The 13,264-nt window shown below is 53.8% G+C and carries 13 protein-coding genes; 8 read left to right on the top strand and 5 right to left on the bottom strand.

What is annotated here, in order from left to right; genetic code table 11:
- Nucleotides 1–11: 11 nt before the first annotated feature.
- The 6 genes from gluQRS (at nt 12) to panD (ending at nt 5,267) form a co-directional block, all read left to right on the top strand.
- Nucleotides 12–902, top strand: coding sequence for a tRNA glutamyl-Q(34) synthetase GluQRS (gluQRS, locus tag KCR01S_RS09315; RefSeq protein ID WP_061282365.1), 891 nt, complete (start codon nt 12–14; stop codon nt 900–902).
- A gap of 61 nt (nt 903–963) precedes the next feature.
- On the top strand, nt 964–2,361 hold the full coding sequence (gene pcnB / locus KCR01S_RS09310; RefSeq protein ID WP_167348822.1) for a polynucleotide adenylyltransferase PcnB: 1,398 nt from the start codon (nt 964–966) through the stop codon (nt 2,359–2,361).
- Complete coding sequence (folK, locus tag KCR01S_RS09305; RefSeq protein WP_061282361.1) at nt 2,358–2,837, top strand: 2-amino-4-hydroxy-6-hydroxymethyldihydropteridine diphosphokinase; 480 nt, start codon at nt 2,358–2,360, stop codon at nt 2,835–2,837. The genes pcnB and folK overlap by 4 nt, the downstream gene beginning before the upstream one ends.
- Nucleotides 2,838–2,957: 120 nt before the next feature.
- The gene (gene panB / locus KCR01S_RS09300; protein WP_061282359.1) at nt 2,958–3,749 is read left to right on the top strand and encodes a 3-methyl-2-oxobutanoate hydroxymethyltransferase; all 792 of its coding nucleotides are present in this window, start codon (nt 2,958–2,960) and stop codon (nt 3,747–3,749) included.
- 11 nt (nt 3,750–3,760) lie between these two features.
- Nucleotides 3,761–4,609 (top strand): pantoate--beta-alanine ligase, encoded by an 849-nt coding sequence (gene panC, locus KCR01S_RS09295; protein WP_061282357.1) that lies wholly within the window; start codon nt 3,761–3,763, stop codon nt 4,607–4,609.
- A gap of 277 nt (nt 4,610–4,886) precedes the next feature.
- Complete coding sequence (gene panD, locus KCR01S_RS09290) at nt 4,887–5,267, top strand: aspartate 1-decarboxylase (protein ID WP_052282994.1); 381 nt, start codon at nt 4,887–4,889, stop codon at nt 5,265–5,267.
- A gap of 35 nt (nt 5,268–5,302) precedes the next feature.
- On the opposite strand, the gene KCR01S_RS09285 is transcribed toward panD, so the two are convergent.
- The 4 genes from KCR01S_RS09285 to KCR01S_RS09270 form a co-directional block, all read right to left on the bottom strand.
- Nucleotides 5,303–6,532, bottom strand: a complete 1,230-nt coding sequence (locus KCR01S_RS09285; protein ID WP_061282355.1) for a polysaccharide deacetylase family protein — start codon at nt 6,530–6,532, stop codon at nt 5,303–5,305.
- A gap of 63 nt (nt 6,533–6,595) precedes the next feature.
- Nucleotides 6,596–7,036 (bottom strand): PTS sugar transporter subunit IIA, encoded by a 441-nt coding sequence (locus KCR01S_RS09280; protein WP_061282353.1) that lies wholly within the window; start codon nt 7,034–7,036, stop codon nt 6,596–6,598.
- Nucleotides 7,037–7,147: 111 nt separating this feature from the next.
- Nucleotides 7,148–7,918 carry an ABC transporter permease gene (locus KCR01S_RS09275; RefSeq protein ID WP_052282997.1) on the bottom strand — a complete coding sequence of 257 codons (771 nt, stop codon included), beginning with the start codon at nt 7,916–7,918 and terminating at the stop codon, nt 7,148–7,150.
- Complete coding sequence (locus KCR01S_RS09270) at nt 7,915–8,841, bottom strand: ABC transporter ATP-binding protein (RefSeq protein ID WP_061282351.1); 927 nt, start codon at nt 8,839–8,841, stop codon at nt 7,915–7,917. The genes KCR01S_RS09275 and KCR01S_RS09270 overlap by 4 nt, the downstream gene beginning before the upstream one ends.
- Before the next feature lie 226 nt (nt 8,842–9,067).
- On the opposite strand from KCR01S_RS09270, the gene can reads away from it, so the two are divergent.
- Nucleotides 9,068–9,730: a carbonate dehydratase gene (gene can / locus KCR01S_RS09265; RefSeq protein ID WP_052283238.1), complete on the top strand. Its 663-nt coding sequence runs from the start codon at nt 9,068–9,070 to the stop codon at nt 9,728–9,730.
- Nucleotides 9,731–9,825: 95 nt separating this feature from the next.
- Here can and hpt read toward each other — a convergent pair whose 3' ends face one another.
- Entirely contained in the window at nt 9,826–10,362 is a 537-nt protein-coding gene (hpt, locus tag KCR01S_RS09260) for a hypoxanthine phosphoribosyltransferase (protein WP_052282999.1), read from the bottom strand.
- Between the two features lie 204 nt (nt 10,363–10,566).
- On the opposite strand from hpt, the gene KCR01S_RS09255 reads away from it, so the two are divergent.
- Nucleotides 10,567–12,957 (top strand): glucose/quinate/shikimate family membrane-bound PQQ-dependent dehydrogenase, encoded by a 2,391-nt coding sequence (locus KCR01S_RS09255; RefSeq protein WP_061282349.1) that lies wholly within the window; start codon nt 10,567–10,569, stop codon nt 12,955–12,957.
- Nucleotides 12,958–13,264 lie beyond the last annotated feature (307 nt).

Genomic DNA, 13,264 nt, shown 5'->3' with positions numbered 1-13,264 from the left:
TTGCTATAAACATGTCATCACAACCTTATATAGGGCGTTTCGCCCCCTCGCCTTCCGGTGAACTGCATTTTGGTTCGCTCATTGCTGCGCTTGGCAGCTATCTGCAGGCTCGTGCCCACCAGGGTATCTGGCGAGTTCGCATCGAAGATATCGATCCCCCGCGTGAAGTTCCCGGTGCTGCAACCACCATTTTGCATCAGCTGGAACATTACGGTCTGCACTGGGACGGAGAGGTCCTGTGGCAGTCTCAGCGTCATGACGCTTATCGCGAGGCGCTGGCCTGGTTAAAAAATCAGGACCTCTGCTATTTCTGTACCTGCACGCGTGCGCGTATTCAGAGCATTGGCGGAACCTACGATGGCCACTGCCGTTCGCTGAATCACGGCCCTGAAAACGCCGCGTTACGTCTGCGCCAACGGCATCCGGTGCTCGAATTCAACGATCGGCTGCGCGGTACGCTTCAGGCTGATGAACGCCTGGCGCGCGAAGACTTTATTATTCACCGTCGTGATGGGCTTTTTGCCTATAACCTGGTGGTGGTGGTTGATGACCATTTTCAGGGGGTCAGCGAAATTGTCCGCGGCGCGGATTTAATTGAACCCACGGTACGACAAATTTCGCTCTACCAGCAGTTTGGCTGGCAGGCGCCTGACTATATTCATCTGCCGCTGGCATTGACGGCAGAAGGTGCTAAACTTTCCAAGCAAAATCATGCACCTGCTTTGCCTCACGGCGATCCCCGCCCGGTACTTATTCAGGCTCTGCGCTTTTTGGGCCAGGACATTCCGGCGCAATGGCAGGATATGAGTACGGCGGAAATATTGCAAAATGCGGTCGCAGCGTGGTCGCTTTCTACCGTACCCGAGACGGCGAAGATCAATCCGCCATTCTCAAATGCGTAATGCTGAGCTATGATTAGCCGCTATTTTTTTGTCCTGGATACTGATATTACCGAGGTGCACCATTTTTACCCGAGTCGCTAATTTCTGCCGCAAGGTGCTAAGCCGTGAGGAGAGCGAGGCTGAAAACGCCGTTGCTAAACCTGTTATGACTGTCATTCCGCGCGAGCAGCACGCTATTTCCCGCAAAGATATTAGCGAGAACGCCCTCAAGGTTCTTTATCGTCTGAACAAAGCAGGCTACGAGGCTTACCTCGTCGGCGGGGGTGTCCGCGACCTGCTTTTAGGCAAAAAACCGAAAGATTTTGATGTGACCACCAGCGCGACCCCCGATCAGGTACGCAAGCTGTTCCGCAACTGCCGTCTGGTTGGCCGCCGCTTCCGCCTGGCTCACGTCATGTTTGGCCCGGAAATTATCGAGGTTGCCACTTTCCGTGGTCACCACGAAGACGGCCAGTCTGACCGCACCACCTCACAGCGTGGGCAAAACGGCATGCTGCTGCGCGACAATATCTTCGGTTCTATCGAAGACGATGCCCAGCGCCGCGACTTTACGATCAACAGTCTTTATTACAGCGTGGCTGATTTTACCGTCCGCGACTACGTTGGCGGCATGCAGGATCTGTCTGATGGCGTGATTCGCCTGATTGGCGACCCGGAAACCCGCTACCGTGAAGACCCGGTGCGTATGCTGCGCGCCGTGCGTTTTGCCGCCAAGCTGAGCATGCGTATCAGCCCGGAAACCGCCGAACCCATTCCGCGTCTGGCGACGTTGATGAACGACGTGCCTCCGGCGCGCCTGTTTGAAGAAGCGCTTAAGCTGCTGCAGGCGGGCTACGGCTATGAAACCTACCAGCTGCTGCGCGAATACAACCTGTTCCAGCCGCTGTTCCCGACCATCACCCGTTACTTCACCGAAGACGGTGATAGTCCGATGGAGCGCATCATTGCGCAGGTGCTGAAGAACACCGATAACCGTATTCATAACGATATGCGCGTCAATCCGGCCTTCCTGTTTGCCGCGATGTTCTGGTATCCACTGCTGGAAATGGCGCAAAAAATTGCCCAGGAAAGCGGTCTGGCCTACCACGACGCCTTTGCGCTGGCGATGAACGAAGTGCTGGATGAAGCCTGCCGTTCGTTGGCGATTCCAAAACGCATTACCTCACTGGTCCGCGATATCTGGCAGCTGCAGTTGCGCATGTCCCGTCGTCAGGGGAAACGCGCCTGGAAGCTGATGGAGCATCCGAAATTCCGTGCAGCCTACGATCTGCTGGCACTGCGCGCTGAAGCCGAGAATAACCATGAGCTGCAGCGTCTCACCCAGTGGTGGAGTGAGTTCCAGGTTGTTGCGCCGCCGGCACAAAAAGACATGCTTAATGAACTGGATGACGAGCCGGACAACCGTCGCCGCCATCGCCGCCCGCGTAAACGTGCACCGAGCCGCGAGGGCAGCGCGTGACGCTGGTTTATATCGCGCTCGGCAGCAACCTCGCCTCGCCGCTTGAACAGGTGAGTGCTGCCGTGAAGGCGCTCGGAGAGATACCGCAGACCCGTCTGGTCGCGGTATCCTCGTTTTATCGTACGCCGCCGCTTGGCCCGCAGGATCAACCAGACTATCTGAACGCTGCCGTCGCACTGGAAACAACGCTGGCTGCCGAGGAGCTGTTACGCCATACCCAGCGTATTGAACTGCAGCAGGGGCGCGTACGTAAAGCCGAACGCTGGGGGCCCCGCACCCTCGATTTAGACATTATGCTGTTTGGTCAGGCGATAATTCATACCGATAATCTGACCGTTCCCCACTACGACATGTACAACCGCGGTTTTATGCTGTGGCCGTTGTACGAAATCGCCCCTGCTCTGACCTTCCCTGACGGCATCAGCCTGCAGCAACGCCTTGCTACCCTAGGCGCTGAACATCCCACCCTCTGGTAGCATACAGCTCTCATTTTTAACGTTCCCTGCTTTACGGGGAATCGGTTGCCTAAAATAATTGCCCCCCTGAATTCGGCTGTTAAAATGCCGGGTAATTCGACCTTATCATCAGGGATTATTATGAAACCAACCACCATCGCTTTATTGCAGAAATGCAAGCAAGAGAAAAAACGCTTCGCCACTATTACGGCTTACGATTACAGCTTTGCCAAACTGTTTGCTGACGCGGGTATTAACGTGATGCTGGTTGGCGATTCCCTGGGAATGACGGTACAGGGGCACGATTCCACCCTGCCGGTGACCGTTGAAGAGATTGCTTATCATACCCGTGCCGTTCGTCGTGGCGCGCCAAACTGCCTGCTGCTGTCCGACCTGCCGTTTATGGCTTACGCCACCCCTGAGCAAGCGTTTGAGAACGCCGCCACCGTGATGCGCGCGGGGGCCAACATGGTTAAGATCGAAGGCGGTGCCTGGCTGGTCGATACGGTGAAAATGCTCACCGACCGCGCCGTACCGGTATGCGGTCACCTCGGTTTAACGCCGCAGTCGGTCAATATCTTTGGTGGTTACAAAGTCCAGGGCCGCGGCGATGCCGGTCAGGTACTTCTAGATGATGCGCTGGCCCTGGAAGCGGCAGGCGCACAGCTGCTGGTGCTGGAGTGTGTGCCGGTCGAGCTGGCGAAACGCGTCACCGAAGCGCTGTCGATCCCCGTTATCGGCATTGGTGCTGGCAACGTCACCGATGGGCAGATCCTCGTGATGCACGACGCCTTCGGTATTACCGGCGGTCATATCCCTAAATTTGCTAAAAATTTCCTCGCCGAAGCGGGCGACATGCGCGCCGCCGTGCGGCAGTATATGGCTGAAGTGGAGTCCGGAGTCTATCCGGGCGAAGAACACAGTTTCCATTAAGGAGTCTTGTTGTGCTAATTATCGAAACCCTGCCGCTGCTGCGTCAGCACATTCGTCGCCTGCGTCAGGAAGGCAAACGCGTCGCATTAGTCCCGACAATGGGCAACCTGCACGATGGTCATATGACGTTGGTTGAAGAGGCCAAAACGCGAGCCGATGTGGTCATTGTCAGCATCTTTGTCAACCCAATGCAATTTGACCGCGCCGAGGATCTGGCCAACTATCCGCGCACGCTCCAGGAAGACTGTGAGAAGCTGAATAAGCGCAAAGTGGATTACGTCTTCGCACCAGCCGTTGCCGAAATCTATCCGCAGGGAACCGAAAGCCACACCTTCGTTGATGTGCCGGGTTTATCCACGATGCTCGAAGGTGCCAGCCGTCCGGGCCACTTCCGCGGCGTCTCAACCATTGTCAGCAAACTGTTCAATCTGATTCAGCCTGACATTGCCTGCTTCGGCGAAAAAGACTTCCAGCAGTTAGCGCTGCTGCGCAAGATGGTGGCCGATATGGGCTATGACATCGAGATCGTCGGCGTGCCGATTATCCGTGCAAAGGACGGCCTGGCCCTCAGTTCACGCAACGGTTACCTGACGGCAGAGCAGCGTAAAATCGCGCCAGGTCTGTATAAAGTACTCAGCAGCGTGGCTGAAAAGCTGAAGGCTGGCGAACGCGATCAGGATGAGATAATCACCCTTGCAGAGCAGGCATTAAACGAGAAAGGCTTCCGCGCGGACGATATTCAAATCCGCGATGCCGATACCCTGCTCGACCTGACTGAAAACAGCAAACGTGCGGTGATCCTGATGGCCGCCTGGCTTGGCAAAGCGCGTTTGATCGATAATCAAAGCGTAGAGCTTTAACGTCAGTTCCCAGAGCCCGACTGCATTTCGCCGGTCCGGGCTCGCGGTGAATAGCGGCGTAACTCACCGCGTCTAAGCAATGCTTTGGCTACATGAATGGTAGCGTTCTTGTGATACGACAACGGTTGCAGAGCATTGTGAGTGATGAAACGCAATTAATCGAAAGCCCGGTGAATAGCATATAGACACCCGGTTTAAATCGGGCAATACTGCCTGCGAAATTTCTCAAGGCAGCCGCTGACTGCTTTGTTTCCGTTAAGAATTAAAGGTAGACGCTATGATTCGCACTATGCTGCAGGGCAAACTCCACCGCGTTAAGGTCACGCAGTCTGACCTGCACTATGAAGGTTCCTGCGCGATTGATCAGGACTTCCTTGACGCCGCGGGGATCCTGGAAAACGAAGCCATTGATATCTGGAATGTTAACAACGGTAAACGTTTCTCAACCTACGCCATCGCGGCGGAACGTGGTTCTAAAATCATCTCCGTTAACGGTGCAGCGGCGCATAACGCCGATGTTGGCGATATCGTCATCATCGCTAGCTTCGTCACCATGTCTGATGAAGAAGCCCGTACCTGGCGCCCAAATGTAGCCTATTTTGAAGGCGACAATGAAATGAAGCGTACGGCGAAAGCCATTCCAGTACAGGTTGCCTGATACCTTCTGGCGCCCGGCATTCGTCGAGCGCCAGCTTATCCCTGCGGCTGGTTACTGACTAACCGCGACATCGTCTCCAGCGAATCCGTCCGCAGAATGTACAGTCGCTTGAGTAGCATCGGATTGTCCCCCGGCTTCACCTTCCCTTTTACCGTTGTCACCGCCAGATGAAAACCGGCATCCCCCGCCGCCTTCACCGCCGTCGCGTTATAGCCACCGAATGGGTAGGAAAGGTACAGCACGTGCGGGTTAAACTGCGCCAGAGCGCGTCTGGAGCGCTCAAAATCGAACAAAATGTTGTGATAGCTGCGGCTGAGCAGAATAGGCCGGCGGTAGCCATCCACCCGATGCAGAAAATGGGTATGCGACTGGAAGTCGAACACATCTTTAATGTCGTTGAGCTCAGAGATGCTCATAAATTGCAGCGATTTCGGTGCCCACTTTTGCGGGTGCCGTTTGATGCGTGACGAAATAATAAATGCCGTCGCCTTCATGCCATACTGATGCAGTATCGGCCACGCGTAGCGACTGACGGATTTCAGGCCATCGTCGAAGGTGATAACCACCGCTCGCGCAGGCAAATTGGCGCGGTTATGTACGTAATCTTCCAGCTGATACATCGTCAGCGTCGTATAGCCCATATCACGCAGCCAGGTCATCTGGTTACTGAAGGCTCGCACGGAAGTGGTGGTGGAGGTATGACGAAAACGGGTATTTTCCTCATCACGCAGAATATGGTGATAGGTGAGCACCGGAATACCGTTATCTGGCTGCGCATCCAGCGCGCTGATATAGGCCAGGCGATCGCCAATGCGAATTTGATACCAGGTCTGATTAAGGTGATCTTTAAGTCGGTTGATAACCGGATAGCGCAGGTTTTCCGCCAGCGTACCAAACGGCGCGCTGCTAATATCCGGGGCGTTATAAACCGGAGTATCTTTCCAGGTAATCAGGTTTTGATTACTCAGCGGCTTATTTAAATCCCCCAGCCCATCTTCAACGCGCTGACGTCCCTGCACCGGCTCAAGATGGCCTTTGTCGATAAAGCCTTTACCGAAGCCGAAATTGAAGGTGTAGTAATCCTCGACGTCCGGCTCAATGCCAATGATTTGCCCGGCCCGTAGATTACCGACCGTCATCGTTTTATTGCCAATACGCGCCCAGACCGTGGCATCTTCGGTGGTTTGCATATAACGCATAGGTAAAGCGGCAGCAGCGCCACCGGAGAGGAATAAAACAAGCAGCACTAGCGCGCGTATAGCCATGAGTAATAACCAAAGCGGGAACCGACCTGATTATTGTAACAAAAGCGGCATCAATACCAACGTTTAATTCTCATACAAATCATGCAGTAGAACAAAAGGCGGATTTTTTTGCTGCTGATGCCATAGGCTCGTCACCCCGGGCGTTCCCAGCTCAACAATACGCTGACGGAACGCGCTGCTGCTCATGGATTCCCGCATAGGAACCATTTGTTCAATTAATGAGTAATGGATACCGGCAATCACTTCGCAGCCGCTGTGCTTATGGCTCATCAGCGATGCTACGCGGTACGGTGCCGCGCCTGCGCTATCGGTAAGAAAGATGACGCCATCACCAGAATCGGTTTGATGTAACGCTTCGCACATCATACGACTGAGCATATTGGCGCTCAGCCCACGCCAATAATTAACCGCCCGACATTGCGGCAGCGGACCGTATTTATTTTCGAGACGATCCAGCAGTTCCTGTGCGCGATCGTCATGGCAGGAAATGACCCAACCCAACATAGCTTGCCTCCTTAGCAGGCAAGTAGTTTAGCGGAGCAATCGATATTTTGGGGTGATGATTGTCATAAAACGCATCCCGGCAGAGGCTAGCTGCCGGGAATAACAGCGTAATTAGCTACGCAGACCGCGACCGCGCTGGATCAAATACCAGCAGAGCAGGTAGAAGGCAGCAATAAACACCACCAGCACGCCGAAGGTGGTCACCAGCGGCACATCGTTAATACCGAGGAAACCATAGCGGAAGCCGCTAATCATGTAGACGATCGGGTTCAGATGCGACAGCGCCTGCCAGAAAGGTGGCAGCAGAGTCAGCGAATAGAACACCCCACCCAGATAAGTCAGCGGCGTCAGTACGAAGGTTGGAATCAGACTGATGTCATCAAAGGTTTTGGCGAAGACCGCATTCAACAGCCCTGCCAGCGAGAACAGCACCGCCGTCAGCACCAGCGTCAGCGCCACGAATACCCATGAGTGCACCTGGAATGGCACAAAGAACAGCGAAATCGCGGTCACCAGAACGCCAACGCACAGGCCACGCGCTACGCCACCGCCAACAAAGCCAGCGATGATAACGTGCGTTGGCACTGGCGCAACCAACAGCTCTTCAATATTGCGCTGGAACTTAGCGCTGAAGAACGATGACGCCACGTTGGCATAAGCGTTGGTGATTACCGCCATCATGATTAATCCCGGCACGATAAACTGCATGTAGCTAAAGCCATGCATTTCACCAATTCGTGAGCCAATCAGGTTACCGAAGATAATAAAGTACAGCGTCATGGTGATGACGGGCGGCACCAGCGTCTGCACCCAGATACGCATAAAGCGATGGATCTCTTTCGCCCAGATGCTTTTCAGCGCGACCCAATAAAGCTGCATCATGCGCGATCTCCTTGTTTTTCATGAACCAGCGAAACAAACAGCTCTTCCAGACGGTTGGCTTTGTTACGCATACTCAGCACCTGGACGCCCTGGGCGCTAAGCTGTGCGAAGACGCTGTTAATCCCCTGCTCGCGCAGCACTTCCACTTCCAGCGTTGAAGTATCCACCAGGTTGTACTGGTAACCCTCCAGCTTCGGCAGTGGGCTTTTCGGTGCCAGATCGAGGATGAAGGTCTCTGATTTCAATTTGGAAAGCAGGTTTTTCATTGAGGTATTTTCCACCAGCTCACCGCGCTGAATGATACCGATATTGCGACACAGCATTTCGGCTTCTTCCAGATAGTGAGTGGTGAGAATAATGGTCGTGCCTTTATCGTTAAGATCTTTCAGGAAGCCCCACATTGAACGACGCAGCTCGATATCCACACCGGCCGTTGGCTCATCAAGAATCAACAGCTTCGGCTCATGCATCAGCGCACGGGCAATCATCAGACGACGTTTCATACCACCGGAAAGCATCCGCGCACGTTCGTTGCGCTTTTCCCACAAGTCGAGCTGCTTGAGGTACTTTTCACTGCGAACAACCGCTTCTTTGTATTCAACACCGTAGTAACCGGCCTGGTTCACCACGATCTGCTGCACGGTTTCAAATGGGTTGAAGTTAAATTCCTGCGGCACCAGCCCCAGTTGACGTTTCGCATTGACTACGTCCTTTTGCAGGTCGTACCCAAAAACGCTGACGCGGCCGGAAGTTTTATTTACCAGCGAACTGATAATACCGATGGTGGTCGATTTCCCCGCGCCGTTAGGCCCCAGAAGCGCATAAAAATCGCCGGCTTCAACTTTTAAATCTATCCCTCGCAGCGCCTGAACGCCGCCGGGATAGGTCTTTGTCAGTTGCTCTAATTCCAGTGCAATGGTCATAGATTTTCGCTTACCTTACATTCTGATACTTGATATTTACTCTACGTAATTTACGTTGCGACAAGGCGGCGACGCAGCGAATCTCCAGGAGCGTACACCAGTACGTGACTGGGGTAAGCGAGGAAAGCCAACGCAGTGGCAACGTAAAGTACAACGAGTATTTGGTTTTAATAAATCAGGAGTTGCCCTATATTAGCCCAACGCAATTTACTTGGTTACAGCCTCCATGAACGACATAGATACACTCATCAGCAACAACGCACTATGGTCAAAAATGCTGGTAGAAGAGGATCCCGGTTTTTTTGAGAAACTGTCGCAAGCGCAAAAACCGCGCTTTTTATGGATTGGGTGTTCTGACAGCCGCGTTCCTGCCGAACGTTTGACCGGGCTTGAGCCTGGCGAACTGTTTGTTCACCGTAATGTAGCCAACCTGGTGATTCATACCGATCTTAACTGCCTTTCCGTGGTGCAGTATGCCGTTGATGTGCTGGAAGTTGAACACATTATTATCTGCGGCCACTACGGCTGCGGCGGCGTTCAGGCGGCGGTAGAAAACCCTGAACTGGGGCTAATCGACAACTGGCTGCTGCACATCCGTGATATCTGGTTCAAACATAGCTCATTGCTTGGCGAGATGCCGCCGGAACGTCGCATGGATACGCTTTGTGAGCTGAACGTGATGGAGCAGGTCTATAACCTCGGCCACTCGACCATCATGCAATCGGCGTGGAAACGCGGTCAGAAGGTGATGATTCACGGTTGGGCCTACGGTATTCATGATGGCCTGCTGCGCGATCTTGACGTCACGGCCACCAGTCGTGAAACCCTGGAGCAGCGTTACCGCCATGGGATTTCTAACCTCAAGTTAAAGCACATCAACCACAAATAGGTCGATATTGCCGGGCGGCAGCAATGCCTTACCCGGCCTACGGTTCTGCGCCCGCAGGCCCGATAAGTGAAGCGCCATCAGGCGCCCCGCAAAAATTACTCGTCCAGCATTACCACTTTGCCAACGTACGGCAGATGACGATAGCGCTGCGCATAGTCGATACCATAACCGACCACGAACTCGTCAGGGATAGAGAAACCGATAAATTCAACCGGTACATCCACTTCACGGCGGGAAGGTTTATCCAGCAGCGTACAGATGGCGAGCGATTTCGGCTCGCGCAGACCCAGGATTTCGCGCACTTTCGACAAGGTATTCCCGGAATCGATGATGTCTTCCACGATCAGTACATCTTTACCACGGATATCTTCGTCGAGATCTTTGAGGATTTTCACGTCGCGGGTGGTGGACATACCGCTGCCATAGCTGGATGCCGTCATAAAATCGACTTCGTGCGGAACCTGTACTTCACGGCACAGGTCAGCCATGAACATGAACGAGCCACGCAGCAGGCCCACTAACACCATTTCGCTGCCGCTATCCTGATAGCGCTCGTTAATCAGACGACCTAATTCGGCGATACGCGCTTTGATCTCCGCTTCCGGGATCATCACTTCAACAGTATGTTTCATTTAACTAACCACATGATTTTAAATGTAAATCACTCAACCCGTTAACCCATAGCCAGCAGATTGATCAGCAAGCGAGAAAGTATACCAGCAAAACAGATTGGGCGGCTAATTCGATAATAAAGCTCATTTTGTGATTTCGATCACACTTGTTAAATCCTATAATGAAATGAAAGCAATAATTAACAAACGAATGGACACCTTTCTATGGCAGAAACAAAATCTCAACAATCACGGTTACTCGTGAGGCTAACGGCCCTCTTTGCCGCATTCTGCGGGCTGTATCTGTTAATCGGCGGCATATGGCTGGTCGCCATCGGCGGCTCCTGGTACTACCCGATCGCCGGCCTGGTGATGCTGGGCATCACTGCCATGCTGTGGCGGGCGAAGCGTTCAGCACTTTGGCTCTATGCCATACTGCTGGTCGCCACCATGGTCTGGGGCGTTTGGGAGGTCGGCTTTGACTTCTGGGCGCTGACGCCGCGCAGCGATGTGCTGGTGATCTTTGGCGTGTGGCTGATTTTGCCATTCGTCTGGCATCGCCTGGTGGTGCCTTCCAGCGGCGCGGTAGCTGCCCTGCTGGTTGCCCTGCTGATTAGCGCCGGGATCCTCACCTGGGCGGGCTTCAACGACCCACAGGAGGTGAACGGTACACTGAGCGCTGATGCAACGCCTGCTGAACCGATCTCACAGGTAGCCGATCAGGATTGGCCGGCTTACGGGCGTAATCAGGAAGGTCAGCGTTTCTCCCCGCTCAAGCAAATCAACGCGGATAACGTACACAACCTGAAGGAAGCATGGGTATTCCGCACCGGAGACCTGAAGCAGCCCAACGACCCGGGTGAAATCACCAATGAAGTGACGCCGATTAAAATCGGCAACATGCTATATCTGTGTACTGCCCACCAGCGCGTATTCGCACTGGATGCAGCCACGGGTAAAGAGAAATGGCACTTTGATCCACAGCTCGGCACCGACCCAAGCTTCCAGCACGTAACCTGCCGCGGCGTTTCATATCATGAAGCTACTGCCGATAACGCTTCGCCGGATGTGGTGTCCGACTGCCCGCGTCGCATAATTCTGCCGGTGAACGATGGCCGAATTTTTGCGCTCAACGCCGATACCGGTAAGCTGTGCGAATCCTTTGCCAACAAAGGTATTCTCAATCTGCAAACCAACATGCCGGTTACCACACCGGGTATGTATGAACCGACTTCACCACCTATCGTTACCGATAAAGTGATTGTGATTGCCGGTGCGGTCACCGATAACTTCTCGACCCGTGAACCGTCTGGCGTCATTCGTGGTTTCGACATCAACAGCGGCAAACTGCTGTGGGCCTTCGATCCGGGTGCTAAAGATCCGAACGCGATCCCGGATGATGAACATCATTACAGCCTCAACTCACCAAACTCGTGGGCGCCTGCAGCCTATGATGCGAAGCTGGATCTGGTTTACCTGCCGATGGGCGTGACAACGCCGGATATCTGGGGTGGAAACCGTACTCCGGAACAGGAGCGTTACGCCAGCTCGATTGTGGCGCTGAATGCGACCACCGGTAAGCTAGCCTGGAGCTATCAGACCGTACACCACGATCTGTGGGATATGGATATGCCGTCTCAGCCAACGCTTGCGGATATTACGGTTAACGGCAAAAAAGTCCCGGTGGTTTATGCTCCGGCAAAAACCGGCAACATCTTCGTGCTGGATCGTCGTAACGGTGAGCTGGTTGTCCCGGCACCGGAAAAACCGGTTCCACAGGGCGCGGCTAAAGGCGACTACGTCACCAAAACACAGCCATTCTCTGACCTGAGCTTCCGTCCGAAGAAAGATCTGACCGGCGCAGACATGTGGGGCGCCACCATGTTTGACCAGTTGGTGTGCCGCGTGATGTTCCACCAGATGCGTTATGAAGGTATCTTCACTCCACCATCGGAACAAGGCACGCTGGTATTCCCGGGTAACCTCGGGATGTTTGAATGGGGCGGTATCTCAGTCGATCCGAACCGTCAGGTTGCCATTGCCAACCCAATGGCGCTGCCGTTCGTGTCGAAACTGATCCCACGTGGCCCAGGCAATCCAATGGAGCCGCCGAAAGATGCGAAATCCAGCGGTACCGAGTCCGGTATTCAGCCGCAGTATGGCGTACCGTTTGGCGTGACGCTGAACGCCTTCCTGTCACCGTTTGGTCTGCCGTGTAAACAGCCGGCCTGGGGTTACATTTCGGCATTGGATCTGAAAACCAACGAAGTGGTGTGGAAAAAACGTCTGGGTACACCGCAGGATAGCCTGCCGTTCCCAATGCCTATTCCACTGCCGTTCAATATGGGTATGCCGATGCTGGGCGGCCCAATTTCAACAGCCGGTAATGTACTGTTTATCGCCGCCACCGCTGATAACTACCTGCGCGCTTATAACATGAGCAATGGTGAGAAACTGTGGCAGGGACGACTGCCAGCAGGCGGCCAGGCAACGCCGATGACCTATGAAGTGAACGGCAAGCAGTATGTTGTTATCTCCGCAGGCGGTCACGGCTCGTTTGGTACGAAAATGGGCGATTATATTGTGGCCTACGCCCTCCCGGACGACGCGAAGTAATACCCCACTGTCGTCATCAATAAAAACGCCCGCAGAATTTGCGGGCGTTTTTTTATTCTTCTCGCTGATCGAGACACCTCACCAAATTTCAACGACAGCAACAAAGTCCTCGCCGCCCCGGTACTGGGCAACCACATGCGTCATTCCAGCATGCGCTGAAACCGCCGCCATCATGCTCAAAAGTGCAGTGAGGAGCTTACGGATAAGGCTTATTCTAACTTCATGATTTCTCGCTAATCATGCCAGCATATCCGCATTGTTTATCAATGAAATGACGGATGCCCCGTTGAAGAACATCCTGTTTTAC

This window comes from Kluyvera cryocrescens NBRC 102467 (assembly GCF_001571285.1).
GTDB classification, from domain to species: Bacteria; Pseudomonadota; Gammaproteobacteria; order Enterobacterales; family Enterobacteriaceae; genus Kluyvera; species Kluyvera cryocrescens.
The sequence above is the reverse complement of the archived record's forward strand: the minus strand, read 5'-3'. Positions and strand labels throughout refer to the sequence as shown.